At 72.0% G+C, this 20382-nt stretch carries 25 protein-coding genes and 1 pseudogene; 20 read left to right on the top strand and 6 right to left on the bottom strand.

The annotated features are described in order from the left end of the window. Nucleotides 1–4: 4 nt before the first annotated feature. The 15 genes from AC1DX8_RS05575 to AC1DX8_RS05505 all read left to right on the top strand — a co-directional run bounded on the left by AC1DX8_RS05575 (nt 5) and on the right by AC1DX8_RS05505 (nt 11403). Complete coding sequence (locus tag AC1DX8_RS05575) at nt 5–556, top strand: hypothetical protein (RefSeq protein WP_477628924.1); 552 nt, start codon at nt 5–7, stop codon at nt 554–556. A 136-nt stretch (nt 557–692) separates the two neighbouring features. Next, nucleotides 693–1190, top strand: coding sequence for a hemerythrin domain-containing protein (locus AC1DX8_RS05570; protein ID WP_477628923.1), 498 nt, complete (start codon nt 693–695; stop codon nt 1188–1190). Nucleotides 1191–1193: 3 nt separating this feature from the next. Then, nucleotides 1194–1949: a guanitoxin biosynthesis heme-dependent pre-guanitoxin N-hydroxylase GntA gene (gntA, locus tag AC1DX8_RS05565; protein ID WP_477628922.1), complete on the top strand. Its 756-nt coding sequence runs from the start codon at nt 1194–1196 to the stop codon at nt 1947–1949. Further along, nucleotides 1946–2587 carry a DUF1989 domain-containing protein gene (locus tag AC1DX8_RS05560; RefSeq protein WP_477628921.1) on the top strand — a complete coding sequence of 214 codons (642 nt, stop codon included), beginning with the start codon at nt 1946–1948 and terminating at the stop codon, nt 2585–2587. Before gntA ends, AC1DX8_RS05560 begins: the two co-directional genes overlap by 4 nt. 77 nt (nt 2588–2664) lie before the next feature. Then, a complete protein-coding gene (locus AC1DX8_RS05555) occupies nt 2665–3372 on the top strand; it encodes a GAF and ANTAR domain-containing protein (protein ID WP_477628920.1) in 708 nt (235 codons plus the stop codon). 142 nt (nt 3373–3514) lie between these two features. Next, nucleotides 3515–4600, top strand: a complete 1086-nt coding sequence (locus AC1DX8_RS05550; RefSeq protein ID WP_477628919.1) for a glycosyltransferase — start codon at nt 3515–3517, stop codon at nt 4598–4600. Further along, nucleotides 4588–5655, top strand: a complete 1068-nt coding sequence (locus tag AC1DX8_RS05545) for a glycosyltransferase family 4 protein (protein ID WP_477628918.1) — start codon at nt 4588–4590, stop codon at nt 5653–5655. The genes AC1DX8_RS05550 and AC1DX8_RS05545 overlap by 13 nt, the downstream gene beginning before the upstream one ends. Continuing rightward, nucleotides 5652–6674 carry a glycosyltransferase gene (locus tag AC1DX8_RS05540; protein ID WP_477628917.1) on the top strand — a complete coding sequence of 341 codons (1023 nt, stop codon included), beginning with the start codon at nt 5652–5654 and terminating at the stop codon, nt 6672–6674. Before AC1DX8_RS05545 ends, AC1DX8_RS05540 begins: the two co-directional genes overlap by 4 nt. Continuing rightward, nucleotides 6671–7516, top strand: a complete 846-nt coding sequence (locus AC1DX8_RS05535) for a glycosyltransferase family 2 protein (RefSeq protein WP_477628916.1) — start codon at nt 6671–6673, stop codon at nt 7514–7516. The genes AC1DX8_RS05540 and AC1DX8_RS05535 overlap by 4 nt, the downstream gene beginning before the upstream one ends. Before the next feature lie 218 nt (nt 7517–7734). Further along, on the top strand, nt 7735–7998 hold the full coding sequence (locus AC1DX8_RS05530) for a DUF2795 domain-containing protein (protein ID WP_477628915.1): 264 nt from the start codon (nt 7735–7737) through the stop codon (nt 7996–7998). Between the two features lie 4 nt (nt 7999–8002). Further along, nucleotides 8003–8887 carry a DUF72 domain-containing protein gene (locus tag AC1DX8_RS05525; RefSeq protein WP_477628914.1) on the top strand — a complete coding sequence of 295 codons (885 nt, stop codon included), beginning with the start codon at nt 8003–8005 and terminating at the stop codon, nt 8885–8887. Between the two features lie 103 nt (nt 8888–8990). Further along, nucleotides 8991–9830: a hypothetical protein gene (locus tag AC1DX8_RS05520; RefSeq protein WP_477628913.1), complete on the top strand. Its 840-nt coding sequence runs from the start codon at nt 8991–8993 to the stop codon at nt 9828–9830. Continuing rightward, nucleotides 9827–10246, top strand: coding sequence for a phage holin family protein (locus tag AC1DX8_RS05515; protein WP_477628912.1), 420 nt, complete (start codon nt 9827–9829; stop codon nt 10244–10246). The genes AC1DX8_RS05520 and AC1DX8_RS05515 overlap by 4 nt, the downstream gene beginning before the upstream one ends. Then, nucleotides 10243–10821, top strand: coding sequence for a DUF3618 domain-containing protein (locus tag AC1DX8_RS05510; RefSeq protein WP_477628911.1), 579 nt, complete (start codon nt 10243–10245; stop codon nt 10819–10821). The genes AC1DX8_RS05515 and AC1DX8_RS05510 overlap by 4 nt, the downstream gene beginning before the upstream one ends. Before the next feature lie 102 nt (nt 10822–10923). Continuing rightward, nucleotides 10924–11403, top strand: coding sequence for an SRPBCC family protein (locus tag AC1DX8_RS05505; RefSeq protein WP_477628910.1), 480 nt, complete (start codon nt 10924–10926; stop codon nt 11401–11403). Between the two features lie 45 nt (nt 11404–11448). Here the strand turns inward: AC1DX8_RS05505 and AC1DX8_RS05500 are convergent, their stop codons facing one another. From AC1DX8_RS05500 to AC1DX8_RS05490, 3 genes are all read right to left on the bottom strand, one after another. Next, nucleotides 11449–13041 (bottom strand): phytoene desaturase family protein, encoded by a 1593-nt coding sequence (locus AC1DX8_RS05500; protein ID WP_477628909.1) that lies wholly within the window; start codon nt 13039–13041, stop codon nt 11449–11451. 93 nt (nt 13042–13134) lie between these two features. Further along, entirely contained in the window at nt 13135–13791 is a 657-nt protein-coding gene (locus tag AC1DX8_RS05495) for a lysoplasmalogenase family protein (RefSeq protein WP_477628908.1), read from the bottom strand. 20 nt (nt 13792–13811) lie between these two features. Beyond that, nucleotides 13812–14279, bottom strand: a complete 468-nt coding sequence (locus tag AC1DX8_RS05490; protein ID WP_477628907.1) for a DUF4396 domain-containing protein — start codon at nt 14277–14279, stop codon at nt 13812–13814. 83 nt (nt 14280–14362) lie between these two features. Here AC1DX8_RS05490 and AC1DX8_RS05485 point away from each other — a divergent pair, with 83 nt between their 5' ends. Next, nucleotides 14363–15001, top strand: coding sequence for a DinB family protein (locus tag AC1DX8_RS05485; RefSeq protein ID WP_477628906.1), 639 nt, complete (start codon nt 14363–14365; stop codon nt 14999–15001). A 46-nt stretch (nt 15002–15047) separates the two neighbouring features. On the opposite strand, the gene AC1DX8_RS05480 is transcribed toward AC1DX8_RS05485, so the two are convergent. Next, the gene (locus AC1DX8_RS05480) at nt 15048–15890 is read right to left on the bottom strand and encodes an arylamine N-acetyltransferase family protein (protein ID WP_477628905.1); all 843 of its coding nucleotides are present in this window, start codon (nt 15888–15890) and stop codon (nt 15048–15050) included. Then, the gene (locus AC1DX8_RS05475) at nt 15887–16597 is read right to left on the bottom strand and encodes an SGNH/GDSL hydrolase family protein (protein ID WP_477628904.1); all 711 of its coding nucleotides are present in this window, start codon (nt 16595–16597) and stop codon (nt 15887–15889) included. The genes AC1DX8_RS05480 and AC1DX8_RS05475 overlap by 4 nt, the downstream gene beginning before the upstream one ends. A 79-nt stretch (nt 16598–16676) precedes the next feature. Between AC1DX8_RS05475 and AC1DX8_RS05470 the strand changes: the two genes are divergently transcribed. From AC1DX8_RS05470 to AC1DX8_RS05460, 3 genes and pseudogenes are all read left to right on the top strand, one after another. Then, on the top strand, nt 16677–17111 hold the full coding sequence (locus AC1DX8_RS05470) for a YkvA family protein (RefSeq protein WP_477628903.1): 435 nt from the start codon (nt 16677–16679) through the stop codon (nt 17109–17111). 247 nt (nt 17112–17358) lie between these two features. After that, a pseudogene (locus AC1DX8_RS05465) lies at nt 17359–18261 on the top strand (anti-sigma factor RsbA family regulatory protein); the annotation flags it as partial. 164 nt (nt 18262–18425) lie between these two features. Then, nucleotides 18426–18608 (top strand): hypothetical protein, encoded by a 183-nt coding sequence (locus AC1DX8_RS05460; RefSeq protein WP_477628902.1) that lies wholly within the window; start codon nt 18426–18428, stop codon nt 18606–18608. Between the two features lie 109 nt (nt 18609–18717). Here the strand turns inward: AC1DX8_RS05460 and AC1DX8_RS05455 are convergent, their stop codons facing one another. Continuing rightward, a complete protein-coding gene (locus AC1DX8_RS05455) occupies nt 18718–19605 on the bottom strand; it encodes a trypsin-like serine protease (protein WP_477628901.1) in 888 nt (295 codons plus the stop codon). Between the two features lie 243 nt (nt 19606–19848). Between AC1DX8_RS05455 and AC1DX8_RS05450 the strand changes: the two genes are divergently transcribed. Continuing rightward, nucleotides 19849–20289 carry a hypothetical protein gene (locus tag AC1DX8_RS05450; RefSeq protein ID WP_477628900.1) on the top strand — a complete coding sequence of 147 codons (441 nt, stop codon included), beginning with the start codon at nt 19849–19851 and terminating at the stop codon, nt 20287–20289. The last annotated feature ends 93 nt before the right edge of the window (nt 20290–20382 follow it).

The following is a 20382-nucleotide window of genomic DNA, read 5'->3' as shown; positions in this document are numbered from 1 at the left end:
GGCCATGGGAAGCTCCGGCCTGCTCGCCGTCCTGCGACGCGCCACGCCGGCGTCGGGCGCAGTAGGAGGCCTCTGCTTCTTCGGCTACTGGTTCGTGCACGCCCGTGAGATCGCCCTGCCGTCGCCAGTCGGCGCCCTGCTCGACGTGGCGACCTTCGTGTTCCTCGGCACGGCCGTCCTCGGGTACCAGCTGGCCCAGGGCCTCGCCCCGGGTGCCTGGCTCGGGTGGGCGGGCGTCACCGCCCTGCTCCAGGGACTGCTGCAGTCACACACGGCCGTGTGCTGCGGGCTCGTGCTCCTCGGCGCCTCGCTCGCTCGATCGGGTGTCCAGCGGCGGGTGCCGGGAGTGATCATGGCGTCGAGCGGCTTCGCGCTCCTCCTGACGCTCTACTACTCCTCGGGTTTCGGCCGCGGCCATGCCGAGATGGGGCTCGTGGGCAAGGCGGCGATGGGCGCTGCGCTCGTGGGGGTGGCGGCCTCGATGGCCGACCTGCTCCTCCTGGAACACGGCCCGCAGGGTCCCGTCGGGGAGGCCCACGGCGTCGGAGGGGCCTGATCGCGGCGGGGCCTGCTCAGGAAACCCGTGTCGCCCAGACCAGACCGGCGTGGTTTGCCACGGTGACGGCGGGGTAGGACGCAGGAACACCGGCGCGAAACACCCTCGTGCCGGGCCCTCGACGCCAGGAGCTCCTGTGTCCACCGATGCCATCGTCATCCTCCGCGACGACCACAAAGAGGTCCGCGCCCTCTTCCGCGAGTTCGAGAAGGCGAGCACCACGCCCGCCCGCAAGGGGGCCATCGTCAAGAAGGTCATCGAGCTCCTCACCGTCCACACGTACATCGAGAACGAGGTGATGTACCCCGAGGTGCGCCGCCTGCTGCCCCAGCTGGAGGACGACGTGCTCGAGTCGTACGAGGAGCACCACGTGGCCGACGTGCTCGTGATGGAGCTCGCCGCGCTGAAGCCGGGTGACGAGCGGTTCGAGGCCAAGACGACCGTCCTCATCGAGAGCGTGCGGCACCACATGGACGAGGAGGAGCAGGACTGGTTCCCGAAGGTGCGCGACGGGCTGGGACGCAACCAGCTCCAGGACCTCGGCGCGCGGTTGCTCGAGGCCAAGCGCACGGCCCCACGCAGCCCGGCCCAGCCCAGCGCGCTCAAGAAGGCCGTCGACGCGGTCGTGTCCTGAGACGTGGCCCAACCCGCCGACGAGGTCCCAGAGCTGCCCGAGCTGCCCGAGCTGCCCGACCTGCTCGAGGACCTCGCCCTCTCCCATGACGCCCAGACCCCTCCGGGTGAGATCGCCCAGGGCCTGGAGGCGATGGTGCTGCACCCCGACTACCCCTGCCTCGGGGCGCGGTCGGTGTTCAACCGCGACCGGGCGACTGTCGTGGTCCTGGAACAGCTGGCCACGGACGCGAGCACGCGAACCCTGCTCCGAGCGCTGACCGACTTCGCGGACCACACCGACCGCACCGCCGGGTTCGCCTCCCTCGTCGCGGTGTTTCGCGGGGCGGACGTGGCGGACGAGCCGGAGTTCGAGAGGCTCCTGTGGCGTCAGCTGGAGCTGCTGCACGAGGCCGACCGTCAGCCGTGGGACCCCCGGGTGTCGGACGACCCCGACAACCCCCACTTCGCGTTCAGCGTCGGCGGGACCGCGTTCTTCGTCGTCGGCCTGCATCCCGGGGCCTCGCGCATCGCTCGCCGCACCCCGTTGCCCACGCTGGTGTTCAACCTGCACGAGCAGTTCGAGGAGCTCCGCGCCTCGGACCGGTTCGAGCGGATGCGTGACACGATCAGGCGCCGCGACACCCAGCTGCAGGGGTCGCTCAACCCGATGGTCGCCGACCACGGCCGTAGCTCGGAGGCCCGGCAGTACTCCGGGCGGTCCGTGCCCGAGGACTGGGAGGCGCCGGCCAGCTTCGACGACGAGGAGACCCCCACGTGAACGACCGGACGACCTTGGCCCCCCAGACCGGCACCGGCTTCCTCCTCCGGGCAGGGCAGGTGCTGACGGTGGTCGACCCGCAGGGGGGACAGGTCAGCGACCTCTTCTGCTTCGCCGCTGACGACCACGACGAGAAGCTGTCCAGCGGCAGGACGATCGACTACGCCAACACGATCTTCCTCACGACGGGGCACACCCTCTACAGCAACCGCAGCCGCCCGATGCTGACCGTCGTCGAGGACACCTGCGGCAGGCACGACTTCCTCCTCACCCCGTGCAGCCAGGAGACCTTCGACCTGCTCTACCCGGAGTTCGAGGGCGCCTACCACCCGAGCTGCCTGGAGAACCTGTCGGCGGGGTTGGCCCCCTTCGGGGTGCGTCCCGACGAGATCGGCACCACCCTCAACATCTTCATGAACGTCTGGCCGGAGCCCGACGGCGAGCTCCACATCGACCCACCCACGTCCGTGGCAGGAGACCGGTTCGTCGTCCGCGCCGAGATGGACCTGCACGTGGGGCTGACGGCCTGCTCGGCGGAGAAGTCCAACGGCGGAGTGTGCAAGCCGATCCAGTTCTCCGTCGGGCTGGCCAACGGGTGGGCCGGCACGACGGAGTCGACCGCGAGGGCAGGGGCATGACCGGCGCGCCCACGCTGCCCGTTCACCTGGTGGAGGACGCGCTACCCGGTGGGGGTGATCCGGGTGATACTGACCCCATGCAGACCCCCATCCCGCACGAGGCCACGGAGGCCTTCGCGGCCCTCGCCAAGCTCGTGTACGCGGGCACCGGCCCCGACGAGATCCTCCCAGCGATCTGCCAGATGGCCGTGGACGTGATCCCGGGTGCCGACCACGCCTGCATCTCCACCCTCGACGGCGACGAGCAGCTGCGCACCCAGGCGGCCAGCGACGATGTCGCTCGCCTGATGGACCGCCTCGAGTCCGAGGCCCACGAAGGACCCTGCCTCGACAGCATCGAGCAGGACTCCGTGCAGCACGACCCCGACATCAGCGACGGGACGAAGTGGCCCCGCCTCAAGGAGCTGACCCTCGACCGCACCTCGGTGCGGGGGATGATCGGCTACCAGCTCATGGACGGACTCGGCAGCCGCGCGGCGTTCAACGTCTTCTCCGACACCCCCGGCGCCCTGACCGAGGAGTCGGTGGGCGTCGGCGCGGTGCTGGCCGCGTTCACCTCGGTCGCGCTCGCAGCTGCCGAGCGGCAGGCCACGGCCGAGAACCTGCGCAAGGGACTCGAGAGCAACCGGGAGATCGGCAAGGCGGTCGGGCTGCTCATGGCGGCCCACCAGGTGGATGACGAGGAGGCCTTCCAGATCCTGCGCAGCGCCTCGAGCCGCACCAACACCAAGCTCGCGGCCCTGGCCGAGAAGATCAACGAGAGCCACCGCGCGACGTTGCACTGAACCACCCAGGGGGCCTGCGGGTCGCCATTGTCGGTGCCGAGGGTTACCTTGGCCTGAGTAGTCCAGAGCCGGTCAAGCCATGCGCCAGCTGCCCAGTCGGGTCGCGCACGGCGCGCTCGACGCCCCTTTCCGAAGGTCAGCCTTGAGCCTCGTTGTCGCCTCTGTCCCGTCCGGCCACGTCTACGTGCGGCACCTGTCGCCGCCCTCCCCCGACACCACGACCGTGGCGCGCCTCCCCGACCCGCCCTCCGACAGCTCCCCGGACTCCCCGTGGTGGCCACCGCGCATGCTCACCGCTCACTGGGTCGACGAGCACGCGGCCGACTTCGACGTGCTGCACGTCCACTTCGGCTTCGACGCCCTGTCGCCCGACGACCTGCGGGACGTCGTCCAGGCCCTGCACCGGCACGACAAACCGCTCGTGCTCACCGTGCACGACCTGCGCAACCCCCACCACGAGCGGGCCGAGCTGCACGACGCGCAGCTCGGCGTGCTCGTGGGYGCGGCTGACGCCCTGATCACGCTCACGCCCGGTGCGGCGGCGACGATCCGGGCCAGGTGGGGTCGCGACGCGATCGTCCTGCCCCACCCGCAGGTGGTCCCGGACGAGTGGCTCCAGCGACCTCGCGGACCGCGGGAGGAGTTCGTGGTCGGGCTGCACGCCAAGAGCCTGCGCGCCAACATGGACCCCCTCCCCCTCATCGACGCGCTGATCCAGGCCATGCCGCGGATGCCGGGTGCCCGCCTCCGCGTGGACGCCCACACCGACGTCATGACAGCGGGGTTCCCGCGCCACGAGCCGGCTTTCGCCGCCCGCCTCACCACGTTGTCGGAGCGGGGCGCGCTGGAGCTGCAGGTGCACGACTACTTCAGCGACGACGAGCTGTGGGGCTACCTGCAGGGCCTCGACGTGTCCGTGCTCCCCTACCAGTTCGGCACCCACTCGGGCTGGCTGGAGGCGGGGTACGACCTGGGCACCTGGGTGGCTGCACCGGACTGCGGCTTCTACGCCGAGCAGCGTCCCTGCCTGACGTATGCCGCGGACGGTCCCGAGCGCACGTCCTCCCTCGTCACCGCCGTGCGTACCGCCCATCGCAACTGGCTGGCCGGCGGGACCGCGCCGCGGGCGTCACTGACCACGCGGCATACCGAACGTCGACGGCTCGCCCGCGCCCACGAAGAGGTCTATGCGGCGGCCCTGGACCGGAGGCTCGCGTGCACGTCGTGATCCTCGCCGCCGCCCGTCACCCCCTGCGCCAGCCCTTTGCGGGCGGCCTCGAGTCGCTCACCTGGGCCCTGGTGAGGGGGCTGCGCGAGCGAGGTGTCGACGTGACGCTCTTCGCGGGCCAGGGCAGCGATCCCGGTCTCGACGCCCGCGAGCTCACGGCCCGCCCGCTCGAGCTCAGYGAGCAGGCACGTGCTGACGTCTCCATGCCGCCGGAACCGTGGTTGCGCGAGCACCACGCCTATCTCCAGGTGATGCTCGAGCTCCGGGACCGCACCGACGTCGACATCATCCACAACAACAGCCTGCACTTCCTGCCGCTCGCCCTCGCCCAGTCGTGCGCTGCTCCGATGCTCACCACCCTGCACACTCCCCCCACCCCGTGGCTGGAACCCGCCATCCGGCTGATGGACCAGCGCCGCACCCGGTTCGTGGCCGTCAGCCACCACACCGCGCAGCAGTGGTCGCACGTGACCACGGCCGCCGTGGTGCACAACGGCGTCGACACCGCGGTGTGGACCCCGGGACCCGGCGGAGACGACCTGGCGTGGGTCGGCCGGGTGGTGCCGGAGAAGGCGCCACACGAAGCGATTCGCATCGCGCTGGCGAGCGACCGCCGGATCCGGCTGGCCGGGCCGGTGGGCGACCTCGAATACTTCCAGTGGGCCGTGGAACCACTGCTCGGACCCACCGTCGAGTACCTGGGACACCTGGACGTGCCGGCGCTGCGCGACCTGGTCGGCTCCAGCGCAGCCCTCGTCGTGACACCCGAGTGGGACGAGCCCTACGGACTGGTCGCGGCCGAGTCCCTGGCGTGTGGGACACCGGTCACGGGATACCGCCGAGGCGGGCTGCCCGAGTTCGTCGCACCCGAGTGTGGGGTGCTGGTCGAGCCGGGCGACGTGGCCTCGGCCGCGGACGCGCTGGACGGCGTGTGCGCCCTTGACCGACGGCGCTGCCGCGAGCACGCCGAGACCCACTGCTCGCTCGACACGATGGTCGACGCCTACCTCGGCCACTACGAACGGCTCACCACGACCATCGGACGGGCCGCGTGATCGGCTACTACGCCCACCACCAGGGCGCGGGGCACCTCACCCGCCTGCAGAGCATCGCCGGCGCCATGGACGAACCCGTCTGGGGTCTCAGCTCCGCGCCGGCCCCCGAGGGCTGGGAGTCGGGCTGGACGCAGCTCGCGCGGGACGACGACCCGGACCCCGAGGTGCTGGCCCGGCACGGCGACCCGACGGCCCATGACGTCCTGCACTGGGTGCCGGTCGGGCACGCGGGACTCGCCCGGCGCTCGGCCCAGATCACCGCCTGGGTCAGCGAGCACCGGCCCCGAGCGGTCGTGGTGGACGTATCGGTCGAGGTCGCGCTGCTCGTGCGGCTGTGTGGCGTGCCGACCGTCGTGGTGGCCCTGCCGGGCGCACGGCGCGACCGGGCCCACCGCCTCGCCTACGACACGGCGGACGCGTTGCTGGCGCCGTGGCCGAAGGGCACGCACGACTCCACGTGGCCGAGCGACTGGACGGCCAAGGCGTGGTTCGTCGGCGGCATCTCGAAGTTCGACCACCTGACGCCTCGACCGCAACCCCCACTCGTCCACCCCGCCGGCGGGTCGGTCCTGGTGCTCTGGGGTGCCGGTGGGCGGACCACGACCGTCGCCCAGCTCGACGCAGCCAGGGCTGCGACGCCGTCGTGGACCTGGGTCGAGCGGTCCCCCGGCACCCCTGCCGACCTGCCCCTCTGGGAGCAGCTCCAGCGGGCGGACGTCGTCGTCACCCACGCCGGTCAGAACGCCGTGGCGGAGGTGGCGGCCGCCCGACGCCCGGCAGTCGTCGTCGCGCAGCCACGTCCCTTCGACGAACAGGTCGCGACTGCGCGCCAGGTCGAGGCGCACTCGATCGCGGTGGGCCGCGAAGCCTGGCCGGCCGGCGACGCCTGGCCGGCGCTCCTCGACCTCGCGCTGCAGCGGGGCGGAGACGGCTGGGCCCGATGGTCGACGGGTCACGGCGCGGCGGACGCTGCTGCCCACCTGCACACCGTCGGTCTCCCCGTTCGGGTGCGCGGATGAAGAGTCCACGCACCGCTGTCGTCACCATCGCGCACGGCCGCCACGAGCACCTCCGCGGCCAGGCGTGGGGGCTGAGCCACCAGACCCAGCAGCCCGACGCCTACGTCGTCGTCGCCATGGGTGACCCCGGCATCGCCGAGGTGGCAGGTGAGCAGCACCCGGGCGCGCTGGTGGTGGAGCTGGCCGCGGATCCCACCAACCTGCCCCTCGCCGAGGCCCGCAACGCCGGCGCCGAGGCGGCCCTGCGGGCCGGGGCCGAAGTCCTGGTCTTCCTCGACGTGGACTGCATCCCGGAGCCGTCCCTGGTGCAGCGGTATGCCGCCGTGCTGGCGTCGCGCGCCGGGTCCACGCCGAGCGTCGCGTGCGGCGAGGTGCGGTACCTGCCGCCGGTGGCCCACCCGTCCGACTACCGCGCGCCAGGCCTGGCGGACCGTGCGCAACCGCATCCCGCGCGTCCCGCGCCGGAGCCCGACACCGTCCTGGTGGGCGCGGACCTGCGCCTGTTCTGGTCGCTGTCGTTCGCACTGACGGCCCGCGACTGGACGACGACGGGCGGCTTCGACGAGGCGTACTCGGGCTACGGGGCCGAGGACACCGACTTCGGACAGCGGCTCGCCGCCGCCCACGGCGAGCTGCTCTGGGTCGGCGGCGCCGCGGCATACCACCAGCACCACGGCAGCGAGGTGCCACCGGTCCAGCACGTGCACTCGATCGTGCGCAACGCGAACACTTTCCACGACCGGTGGGGCTGGTTCCCGATGGAGGGATGGCTGGCCGAGTTCGAGGCACGCCACCTCGCGGAGCTGGACCCGTCCACGGGTCACTGGCGAGTCAGGGCCTGAGGAGGTCGTGCGGCTCCCCCAGCGATCGCGACCGCCCCGCTTCTGTTTCCGCTCCCGTTGCGGGGGTAGGGGCTGCGTGAGGCGCGCCACCCGGCTCCAACAGCGCGGGACGGGTGGCGCGTCGCTCGGTGGTGCGCGTTTGGAGGGGTGCGGTTGGGGGAACAGTCAGGTGAGCACCCTCGACCCGCCTGCGCCCGACGCGATCCCAGGAGACCCGTATGACCATCCCCACCGCTTCCCCCAGTCACCAGGACTCGAGCTGGGCGGAGGAGCTGGCCACCTACCTGAGACCCCGATGCTTTCCAGGGACCCACGACCACCTCGCCGCCACCCTGATCGGACGGCACGCTCCGAGCCACCTCTTGTGGCACCTGTCGCTGGCCCCCAGGACACGGGAGTTCCAGTCGTTGGAGGAGCTCGTCGGCACGCTGGAAGAGGCGGCTCCGCACAGCCCGATCGGCCGCATCGGCGATCCGTCCTGAGCTGATGCCCCGACCCGACGCTGGTCCGGGGCGACCGGTCGAGGCGCCTGCTGGAGGGGACATCCGCATCGGCACGTCCGGTTGGCGCTACCCGTCGTGGCGCGGTGACTTCTACCCGTCGGGCCTGCGCCAGCGTGACGAGCTCGCACACCTGGCAAGCGAGCTCAACGCGGTCGAGCTCAACGGCTCCTTCTACTCGCTGCAACGCCCGAGCAGCTACGCCGCCTGGGCGCAGCAGGTGCCGGACGACTTCGTCTTCGCGGTCAAGGGTGGCCGGTTCATCACCCACATGCGCCGCCTCGCCGGCGTGCAGCCGGCGCTGGCCAACTTCTTCGCCTCCGGCGTGCTCGCCCTCGGCGCCAAGCTGGGTCCCGTCCTCTGGCAGCTGCCCGCGAGTCTGCCCTTCGACGAACGGCTCCTCAGCGACTTCTTCACGCTGCTCCCCGACACGACCGAGGCAGCGGCCGAGCTGGCGCGGAGGCACGACGCCAAGCTGGCCGAGGGCCGCGTCCTGACGACACCCCTCGTCAGTGCGCCGATCCGCCACGCACTCGAACCTCGTCATGAGAGCTTCTCCTCACCAGCTGCACGAGACCTGTTGCAGCGCAACGGGATCGCCATGGTTCAGTCAGACAGCGCCGGCACGTGGCCCACCTTCGACGTCGTCACCGCCGACCTGGTCTACGTGCGCCTGCACGGTGACACCGAGCTCTACCGCAGTGGGTACTCCCGCGCGGCGCTGGAGACCTGGGCAGATCGGGTGCGCGGGTGGGCGGACCAGGGGCTGGACGTCCACGTCTACTCCGACAACGACGCGCGTGGCCACGCGCCACACGATGCCCGCACGCTGCTCAGGCTCCTGAGGCCCGGGGCAGCCGCCGACAGATAGCAGACATTTTCGACGTTTGCGCAGGTCAGGGCGGGGGCAACCCCTTCTTACCGGCGGTCGCACGGACCGCCCGTCCAGCACTCGTTGACAGACAGGAATGGACATGAGCGAGATCTACGGAACCACCAGCACACCCCAGGAGACCACCCGCGAGCTCGGCTCGGTGGATACCTCCCCCACGTCGGGCTCCTCCACGTCGGGCACCGACGCGTACGGCACGGACAGCCACGGCACCGACAGCCCCGTCGCCAGCCCGGTCAACCGGCCCGGCAGCGGCAGCACGACTGCCACCGCGGACCGCCCATCCGGGCACGACAGCACCACGGACGTCGTGAAGGAGGAGGCCCGCACCACTGGACAACAGGCCAAGGACGGCGCCAAGCACGTCGCCGACGTCGGCAAGGACGAGGCCATGAACGTCGTGCAGGAGACCGGGCAGCAGGCCAAGGAGCTGTGGCAGCAGACCCGTGGCCAGCTGCTCGACCAGAGCGCGCAGCAGCAGACGCGGGTGGCCGAGGGTCTGCGGTCCCTGAGCCAGGAGCTGACCGGCATGGCCCGCAGCAGTGAGCAGCAGGGCGTCGCGAGCGACCTCGCCCAGCAGGCTGCCCAGCGCATGGACAGCGTGGCCGGCTGGCTCGACCAGCGCGACCCCGGCTCCCTCGTCTCCGAGGTCAAGCAGTTCGCTCGCCAGCGTCCCGGGACCTTCCTCGTCGCCGCGGCTGCCATCGGCCTGGTCGGGGGACGGCTGAGCCGGGGACTCGTGGCAGACCACCAGGAGCAGTCGGCCCACGAGGAGCACACCGACGCTGCTGCTACCTACGGAGGCGACCCCACCGTCGGCCATGCCCGTCCCTCCAGCGGGACCGACCGTGGCACCTACACCGGCAGCCACAGCACCGGGGGCACGACGACCATCGCCGACCCGGATGCGTTCCCGGCATGAGCCAGGAACCACGGCTCGACGAGTCGCCGCCGCGCTCGCTCAGCAACGTCGGCGAGCTCTTCGCCGACATCAGTCGTGACCTCTCCACCCTGATCCGTCAGGAGACCGAGCTGGCCAAGGCAGAGCTGCGGCAGTCCGCCACCCGAGCGGGCAAGGGCGCGGGCATGCTCGGCGGGGCGGCCATGGCAGGCCACTTCGTCCTGCTCTTCCTCTCGATCACCCTCTGGTGGGGCCTCGGCAACGAGATCGGTCGCGCGTGGTCAGCCCTCGTGGTGGCCGTCGTGTGGGCTGTCGTCGCGGCAGTCCTTGCCAGCATCGGCCGACGAGAGCTCAAGCAGGTCAACGGAATTCCACAGACAACCCAGACTGCGCGGGAGATCCCGGACGCACTCAGAGGAAACGAGGACAAGCGATGACGAACAACCCTGACGAGATCCGTCGCGAGATCGAGGACACCCGTGGGCGACTGAGCGACGACGTGAACGCGCTGACCGAGACGGTCAGCCCTGCCAACGTCGCCCGACGACAGGCGGACAAGGTCGCCGGCGTCGCGACGTCGGTCAAGGAGCGCGTGATGGGGACCGCGGACGACCTGCGCAGCACCGGTTCGGACGCCGGGTCGAGCGTCGGCCACGCCCCTGGGGCCGCGGCCACCAAGGCTCGCACCCAGACCCGGGGCAACCCCCTCGCCGCTGGCCTCATCGCGCTGGGCGTGGGCTGGCTCGTCGGCTCCATGCTCCCCGCGACCGAGAAGGAGAAGCAGGCGGCGGGGGCGTTGAAGGACAAGGCGCAGCCCCTCGTCGAGGGGGTCAAGAGCGTCGCGCAGGACACGGCGCAGGAGCTCAAGGAGCCCGCCCGGCAGGCGGCCCAGAACGTCAAGGAGACGGCGACCCAGGCGAAGGACAACGTCGTCCAGGAGGGCCAGAGCACCGCCGAGGACGTCAAGTCCCAGGCACAGGACTCGGCAGACGCTGTGCGCGCCTCGCACTAGCAGCACGATCCGCAGGGTGGCGTCGAGTGGCGGGAGCACGGTTCCCGCCCCTCGGCGCCCCTGCAGCTACCATCCACCGCACCACCGGCAAGAGGAGCTGACATGGACGATCTCGGCGAAGGTGTCGTCACGGTCACCCGGGCCGTCGACGCACCGGCCCAGGCGGTCTGGGACGTGCTGGCCGATGGGTGGCTCTACGCCACCTGGGTCGTCGGCGCCTCCCGCGTGCGCGGCGTCGACGAGGGGTGGCCCGCAGAGGGCACGAGGATCCACCACTCGTTCGGCGTGTGGCCGGCCGTCATCAGCGACACGACCCACGTCCTGCGGAGCGCCGGCCCCACCGAGCTCGTGCTCAAGGCCAGGGGCTGGCCGGCCGGTGAGGCGGAGGTGCGGATCACCCTCACTCCTACCGGCGGAGAGTCGTGCAGCGTCGCGATGGCGGAGGACGCGGTCAGCGGCCCGGGCACGCTCGTGCCGAGGCCCTTGCGACAGCTCGCCATCGGGCCGAGGAACGTCGAGGCGCTGCGCCGCCTGGCCTACCTCGCCGAGGGTCGGCACCGCGAGCGTCTCGGCGCCGGGTGACCGCCCCTCCCGGGCGATCGTGCCAGGTCGGGCCGCGCCCGTCCCTCACGGCCTGAGCAGCCGGTCCCACGCGGTCCGGGCGAGCGCCCTGCGGATGCCGCCGGTGAGGCGGCCGTTGGCGCCAAGTGCCGCGCGCGCGGCGTTCCACCCGCAGGCACCGTGCACCCCTCCTCCCGGGTGGGCCGAGGCACCGGCGAGGTAGAGGCCGGGCACCGGCGTCTCGGGCCGGCCCAGACCGGGCGTGGGACGGAACACGAGCTGCTGGTGGAGCCCTGCCGTGCCGGCGTTGATGGCACCGCCGACGAGGCTGGGGTTCTCCGACTCGAGGTCGCCCGGGGACTGCACGTGCCGAGCCACCTGGCTGTCGCGGAACCCCGGCGCCACGCGCTCCACCGCAGCCTCCATCCGCTCCACGTGCTCCGCGAGCCGCTCCCCCGACCACTCGACGTCGTGCGGCACGTGCGAGTAGGCCCACGCCGACTCGGTGCCCTCGGGCGACCGCGTCGGGTCGGAGGTCGTCATCTGCCCGAACAGCAGGAACGGTCGCTCGGGTGTGCGCCCGACGGACAGGTCGGCAGCGAAGTCGACGAAGCCGTCCTGGTCGACCCCGAGGTGCACAGTCCCGGCACCCCGGGCCACGTCCGCCGTCCACGGGACGGGTCGCTCGAGGGCCCAGTTCACCTTGATCGTGCCGTTGTCCCACTGGAACCGGTCGAGGTCGCGCTCGAGCCGCGGGGGCAGGGGGTGGTCAGCCAGCAGGCGGCGGTAGAGCGTCGTGGCAGGCACGTCGGCGAGGACCGCCCGGGTGGCGCGCAGGGTGGTCCCGTCGGCCAGCCGCACTCCGGTGGCCCGCCCGCCCGCGGTCGTCACCGTGGTGACCGGCGACCCGGTGAGCACGCGCACCCCGAGGCTCTCGGCCCGCCGGCGCAGGGCCTGCGCCAGCTCGCCCGCTCCACCTTCCGGCACGGGGAACCCGACATCCTGCCCGAGCATGCAGAGGAGCCAGCCGAACATGCCACTGCCCGCCGCGTCGGGCGGCACGTCGGTGTGCATGGCGTTGCCGGTGAGCAGCAGGCCGGCGCCCTGCCCGTCGAAGCGCTCCTGGGCCAGGCGCCGGACCGGCGTGACGGCGAGGCGCGCGAAGTCGAGCGTGTCCGCGGCACCCAGCCGGCGCAGCATGCGCGTCGCCGACGCGACGGGTGGGAACGGGGTGAACAGCGCATCGAGCAGCGGGTCCCGGATGCGGTCCCAGCCGCGCACCAGCTCCAGCCAGGCCTCCCCGTCACCGGGCGACTCGGCCTCCAGCCCGGCGGCGGTGTCCTCGGCCCGCGAGCAGAGGAGCGCGGCACTGCCGTCGTCGAGCGCGTGCGCGAGCACGTGCGGGGCCCGGCGCCAGACGAGCCCGTGGTCCTCGAGGTGCAGGTCGCGGATGATCGGGCTCGCGGCGGCCAACGGGTAGAACGCGCTGAACAGGTCGGTGACGTAGCCCGGCGCGGTCACCTCGGCGCTGCGCACCGCACCGCCGACCTCGTCGTTGGCCTCGACCAGCACGACGTCCCAGCCGGCGTCGGCCAGCGCGTTGGCGGCGACCAGGCCGTTGGGGCCTGCTCCGATGACGACGGCGTCCACGGTGCTCACGGGGCGTTCAGTCCTTCGCTGCAGGTCAGAGGGTGTCCGACCACTCTGTCACCGACTGGCGGCGGGCGCCGTCCGACCCCCGCGAACGCCGGGTCAGGTGCCGACGACACCCAGCACTCCGACCACGAGCAGCACCTGCGCCACGTGGTAGGTCACCATCACTGCGAGCGCCCCGAACCGCCGCGCGTGCACGAACCGGTGCAGCGCGAGGATCGCGTCGCTCACCATGAACACGGACGCCCCCAGGGCCACGAGTGGGTGCCCGGTCGCCCAGGCCGCCACCACCATGACCCCGATGACACCCATGTATGCCGTGACGGCACCTCCCAGCGCGGGACCTCCTTCGCGCCACGCAGCGGGGACGACGCGGCGCCCCACGACCGCCGCCAGGCCCACCACCAGGGTGAGCCCGACGAGGGCGAGGTGGCCGCGCGGCATACCGAGGTGGGCGAAGGCGACCACGAACGCGACGTGGGCCAGCAGGAAGCTGGCGAGCCCGACCACGAACCGCGTCGGGGTGTCGGACAGGAGGGCGACGTCGCCGGCCAGGCTGAGGCCGAGGGCCGCGAGCAGCCACCAGCCGGCCGCGGTGTCGGTGGCGCCGCCGAGCCACGCGGTGACGACGAGCAGGGCCAGCACGAGCGGCTTGGAGACCCACTCGCGCCGCCGTCCCCTGACCGCGACGGCCCACCAGTTCAGTGGGGCGACCAGCGCGACGGCGGCCAGGCTGGTCAGGGCGGCGTCGGACACGCGCCCAGCGTCGCAGACGGTCAGTGGTGGTACTGGTGCATCACCGCGTGACCTCGACCACGCGAGATCAGCCAGCGGTTCACTGGCACCGTCACGACGAACGCGATGGCCAGCGACGCGGCGAGGGTGCCCCAGAACAGCCCGGACGTCACTCCGGCGTCCATGGCGCCCGGGATGGCGACGACGAAGGCGTTGTCCACGATCTCCATCACCGAGATCGACACGGTGTCCGAGGCGAAGGCCACACCCAGGGCGGCGGCCAGAGGAAGGCCGGCCCGCAGGACCGGGCGCATGGTCAGGGAGTAGCCGAAGACGAACGCCAGGGCGACCGACAGGACCACGGTCGCCAGGTTGCTCCAGCCCAGTGCGGTGCCGATCACCATGCCGAGCACCTCACCGATCGCGCAGCCGGTGAGGCAGTGCAGCGTCGCGCTGACCGCCTGCCGCCAGAGGGAGTCCGTCATCATGTGGCCGTGGTGTGCGCTCATGTCGTGGCCAACGATACCCCCACCGGGTATATTCCGCGCGCGCCGAGCCACGGGTGTCGGCACCGCACCCTAGGCTCGCCGGCATGAGCGCCGCAGTCCCCACCCCCGACGACCTGCGCACGGTCGTCGATGCGATCATGGTCGGCTTCGCCCAGGTGCCCGACGACGGCTGGTCGCGCCCGGCCCACGGCCTCGAGTGGGACTGCCGCGACACCGCCGCCCACCTCGTCGACGACCTCGCGGCCTATGCGCTGAACCTGTCGAGTCGCGAGGTCCACCTCGACGGCTACATCCCCTTGGTCGACCCGCCGCAGTGGCAGCCCACCAGCCCGCCGAACCTTGTGTGGCCCGACCCGGCCAAGGGCACGGCGGCCATCGTCCGGTGTGTCGACGCGGCCGGAGGGCTCCTCGTCGCGGTGACGGCCACCGCTCCCCCGGGCCACCTCGGGTTCCACCCCGCGGGCAACTCCGATGCGTCCGGCTTCGCGGCGATGGGCATCGTCGAAGGGGCCGCCCACGCGTGGGACGTGCTGACCGCCCACGGCATCGACTTCCGGATCGCCGACGACATCTGCGAGCGCGTCCTCAACCGGCTCTTCCCGGGCGCCACCCGCACCGGGGACGGCTGGCACGACTTCCTCACCGCGACCCACCGCACCGATGCCAACCGCGCCCCCCACTGGCGATGGGACTCGACGGTGCGCGAGTCCTACGGCGACTGAAGCGGCCGACCTCCCCACCTTCCGCTCGCGCGGACGCCGGGACGGCTCAGGCGTCTGCTGGCCCGCGGTCGGAGCGCAGTCGGCCCACCACGGCGAGCAAGCGCTCGGTCTCGTCACCCGTCAGGCCGACGCGGAGCTCGCCCAGCAGCGCCTCGAGCTCACCCTCGACCAGCACGTGGTGCTCGGTGGGCTGACCGGGCCGCCGCACCGTCACGGCCTCGTGCGTGACGGCCACGTGCCGATCGGGCAGGTGCCGCGTCACCATCAGGCCGTGACGGAAGTGCGAGGTCGGGTAGGTGCTGGTGAAGTGGTGGCCGGCCCGGAGGTCCACCTGCTGCACGGGCAGCTCGTCGGTGGTGTGCATGAGCTCCCACGCGCCGTCGCGCTGGCGCTGCAGCTCCCACGTGGGGCCGCTGGCGCCCCGGTCCACCCGCACCACGCGGTACGCCCATCCACCGTGGTCCTCCTGCGCGCCGTCGTGCAACGGGATCGGGTGCAGGAGGCTCAGCCCGAACCCGGGGTCCGACAACCACCGGGTGCCCTCGAGCCGCACCGCCACCACGCAGTGCGTCCTGGCCGACGCCGTCACGTCGCCGACGCGCGCCAGCATGCGCTCGACGTCGTAGCCGAGTGCTTCGAGCACTGCTGCGAAGAGGGTGGCGTGCTCGAAGCAGTAGCCACCGCGACCGCGCCCCACGAACTTGGCCTGCACGTCGGCCAGCTCGACGCCGGGGTGCTGCTCGAGCAGGACGTCGATGTTGTCGAACGTGAAGGTGCGCACGTGCGCCTCGTGCAGGCGCTGCAGCCCGGCCAGGTCCGGCGACGACACGACAGCGCCGACCCGGGCCAGGTACGCCTCGAGATCGAGCACCCCGCCCGCGGCGCTCACGGCGCGACCTCCAGCCCGAGGGCGAGGTCGAAGACCCGCGCCATCGCGGCATACCCGGCGTCGTTGGGATGGAACTTGTCGGCGGCGAGCTTGCCCCGCCAGCTACGTGGGCCGTGCGCCCTCATGTCGGCGACGACCAGGCGACCGGCGCGTTCGCGCTGGCGCAGCAGGGCCTCGACCCGGCGCGCCTCCCGGTGGGGGTTGGGCAGGTTCGCGACCACGGCGCCGGTCGGGAGACCGTCGAGGAGCGCGGTGAACCGTTCGGTGAGACCGGCCCGCAGACGGGGCGAGACGACGTCGTTCGAGCCGACCACCACGGTGACCAGGTCGGGGACCTGCCCCATCGAGGCGAGGTCACGCAACGCCGGGAGCTGGTGGTCGAGCGCATCCTGCACGCGGGCGCCGGTCACCGACAGGTTGACGACCCGGTGCGGGCGTTCTGCCGCCGCGAGGTGGTTTGCGAGCTGGCCGACCCAGCCGCGCTCCGGCGCCGAGGCGCCGATCCCCTGCGTCATCGAGTCGCCGATCGCGACCCAGAGCGGACCGTCGCCCGCGAGCGCCACTGCGTTGGCGCGGCGCCACGCAGCGGCATACGGCTCGGTCTGCGAGCGGACCGCGCCCACCCCGGGCAACAGCGTCGACAGGGCGGTCATGAACGCCCCCGGCGGCCTCGCGCTGGTGTTGTCGTAGTCGAACCCCACGCTCATCGCAGCATCGTCGCACGACGACGACGACGGTTCCCCTCCCGGTCTCCGTCGCACCGGCGGCGGCCGCGTCGGTGGCAGGATGACGCGGGTGGACTGGTCCTGGTGGTCGATGGCGGTGGGTGCCGGTGGCGGGTTGCTGCTCGTGTGGGGGGCCCTGCTGGTCGCCCTGTGGGTCGGTCGTCCGGACGAGCTGGGCCTGCGGGACGCCTTGCGGCTCCTGCCCGACGTGATCCACCTGCTGCGCCGGCTCGCGACCGACGACGCGCTGCCTCGCGGGGTCCGCGTGCGGCTCTGGCTCCTCCTGGCGTACCTGGCGCTGCCCATCGACCTGGTGCCCGACTTCATCCCGGTGATCGGGTATGCCGACGACGTCGTCGTCGTGGCGTTCGCCCTGCGCTCAGTGGTGCGGCACTCAGGGATGGGCGCCCTGGAACGACACTGGCGCGGGACCCCCGACGGCCTGGCAGCGGTCTGTCGCGTCGCCGGCCTGCCTCGCCCCCAACCGCAGCCCTGAGCGCAGCACCGGCCCTGACCTGCGACAAGTCGAGACCAGACGGGTTCAACCACGCATTTGAGGCGTAGCCTCGGGTGAGGACGTCAGGCACGCCGGTTGACCGCATCGCCGCGGTGAACCCTCTCGAAGGGGGGCGGCTACGTCACACCAGGGCAGCGAGGGCGGGGCACCTCCCACCGGGACGCGGGATGCTGTCGGGGGGTCCCGCGCGGGACAGCACCGCACCCATGACGGCTACCGGCACGAGGCCTTCTTCTGGGACGGCGACGACGAGTTCCTGGCAGGGACGGTCCCGTTCATCCGCGAGGGCCTCGACGCCGAGCAACCCGTGATGGTGGCGGTCACGCCCGCGCGGCTCGACGTGCTGCGCGATGCCCTGGACGCCGATGCGGCCCGGGTCACGTTCGTCGACATGGCGCGGCTGGGGGCCAACCCGGCACGGATCATCCCGGCCTGGCGGGCCTTCACCGACCACCACCCCGGCCGACCGGTGCGCGGCATCGGCGAGCCGATCTGGCACGGTCGTCGGCTCGCCGAGCTCGCCGAGTGCCAGATGCACGAGGCACTGCTCAACATGGCGGTCGACACGGAGACCCCGCTGTGGCTGATGTGCCCCTATGACACGGCTTCGTTGCCCGAGGACGTGCTCGCGGAGGCGCACCGGTCACACCCCGTGGTGCTCGACGTCGAGACCCACCGCGGCAGCACCACCTACGGCGGCGTGCACCACCTCCGGAAGATGTTCAAGGMCGAGCTGCCCCGCACCCACGTCCAGGTGGTCGTCTCGCACCGGTCCTTCGGGGCCGACGACTACGCCGCCGTCCGTGCCGACGTCAGGGCGCACGCCTCGTCGGCCGGTGTGGGCAGCCCGCGGACCGACGACCTCGTCCTGGGCGTCCACGAGGTGGCCGTGAACAGTGTCAGGCACGGTCGCGGAGCCAGCGAGCTCCGGATCTGGGAAGAGCACCACGCACTGGTCTGCGAAGTGCGCGGAGTCGGCCGGATCAACAACCCCATGGAGGGGCGGCTCCCCCCGGCGTCGGCGGACGACCTCGGTCAGGGACTGTGGATGGCCCACCAGCTCTGCGACCTCGTGCAGGTCCGCTCGGGCAAGACCGGCACCACGGTGCGCATCCACACCTGGCTCTAGCGCGTCCAGCCGGGGCCGAGCCCGCCACGGCGGTGCGGGTCTGCCGGCCGGTCGTCGACAGATGATCCCGATGGACTATGGCCCTGTGCCGACCGCGAAGCACACGATCGGTGGTGAGGGCGGGAAGACACCCACCCGTAGCCAACAGGGCGAGTACGACGATCATGGTCCCCGACCCCGACGAGCCTCTCGTCGACACAGTCCTCGCCGACGAGATCGCCCTGCTCGGCGACGTGATGGCGGCTGCGACAGCCGCCGGGCGGACGCTGAGCGAGGCCGAGATCGATGCCGCGCTCGGACTCACGGCGCCCGAGCCCGACGAGCGCGGTGCGAAGCAGCAGGACTGAACCCCGGTATGCCGCGCACGGGCTGGGGTGATCGCTGCGCCAGCCCGCGGCGTCGAGGGCAGGGCGATCAGGGCAGGGCGATCAGGGCAGGGCGATCAGGGCAGGGCGATCAGGGCAGGGCGACGTACGGCGCGAGGAAGGCGCGGGCCCCGGCCGTGTCGAGCCGGTAGGCCACGTTCGTCGCGTAACAGGGCACGTCACCGGTGATGGTGGTGGCGGCCAGGACCAACCGGCCGTCGAGCTGGACGAAGTTCGGGCCGCCGGAGTCGCCGTAGCAGGCGCCACCCAGGCCGCGGGACTGGTTCATCGCCAGCCGGACCCAGGTCTTGTTGAGCGAGTTGAAGTCCTCCATGGCCTTCATCCGCACCCCGCCACCGGGGTGCGTCTGACCGCCCGGTCCGCGCAGCGCCTCCTCGGTGCCGTACCCGACCGCCCACCAGTCGGCGGCGTCCAGGGCCCGGCCCCCCAGCTGGGTGAGCTGGTCAGCCCTGGGCAGCGTCGCGGGCGTGAAGTCCCAGACGTCCTGGGGTGTCACGGCCCGGTCGGCGAAGTCGATCACGCCGATGTCGTGGGCGTCGGCGGAGTTGCCCGGGTAACCGGGGTCCTGGTGGGTGTCACCCTCGACGACCCACCCGTTGGTCAGGAAGAGGGCCGCCTCGGCTGAGGCGGTCATGCCGACGTGCGTGTCGAGGAGGGTCTGGAAGTCCTGCTCGAGGGAGACGAAGAACCGCGTGCCCGCCGGCCAGTCATCGGTGCAGTGGGCTGCCGTCAGGTAGGTGTCGTCGTCGACCATCGTGCCGCTGCAGACCCAGTCGAACCGGTCCGGCACGCCATCGCCGGTGTTGTCCCAGAGCGCGACGAACGCACCCACTTCGGTGCGCTCCGGCGCGGGTGCGGCGTTGTAGCTGTTGATGGCAGCCGCTGGCAGGGCCAGGGCCACCGAGGTGCCCGCCGCGGCGACCAGCGCGGTGACGACAGTGGTGACGGAACGACGCATCGTTGGTTCCCCTCTCAGCGGTCCCCCGGCCGGGTGCCAATCCGGTCAAGGTACGCCCTGACCTGCGACGACGGAACCCCTGCGCGGGGGGCGACTCGGCCAGCGGGTCGTCATTTTGGCGGATGACACCGGGCCCGGCGAGTGCTGACGTTGAAGGTTGGGACAGCGCGACCCACGCTGGCCGAAACCTTGGAGGCACCAATGTATGCGCGAACGAAACTGCTCCTTGCCACACTGGTCAGCGTGCCGGCGCTGGCCCTCAGCGCGTCGGCGGCCGTCGCCGGCGGCAACGGCGCGATCACCTTCACCGACACCCAGCACGGGGTGGTCGACGTCTTCCAGGACGTCAACCCGTGCACCGGCGACCCGGGCACCGTGTCCGCGGTCGAGAACCAGATCTTCCACGGCACCATCAACAAGATCGGGTCCTGGTTCACCGGCACGGTCGAGGGCAAGTTCACCTTCACGCCCGACGACCCGTCGAAGGTCACCTACACCGGGCACTTCGCGACCTGGTTCGGCGACGAGAACAACCTGCGCAACGGCGTCGAGCACTCGACGTTCAACGTGAACGGGATCGGCTCCGACGGATCGCACCTGCAGTTCCACGACAACGCCCAGGCGACCCTCAACGCCAACGGCACCGTGACGGTCAGCTTCGACCACATGTCCTGCGGCGGGTAGACCGCACACGCCTTCTTCGCATGAGGAGGACCGGACGCTCGCGTGTCCGGCCCTCCTGGACGATGGCGGAGCATGGGTCACACAGACGTTCTC

The sequence above is a fragment of the Pedococcus sp. P2_A3 genome (assembly GCF_056405035.1).
This window is presented reverse-complemented; position numbering and strand designations above follow the sequence as displayed.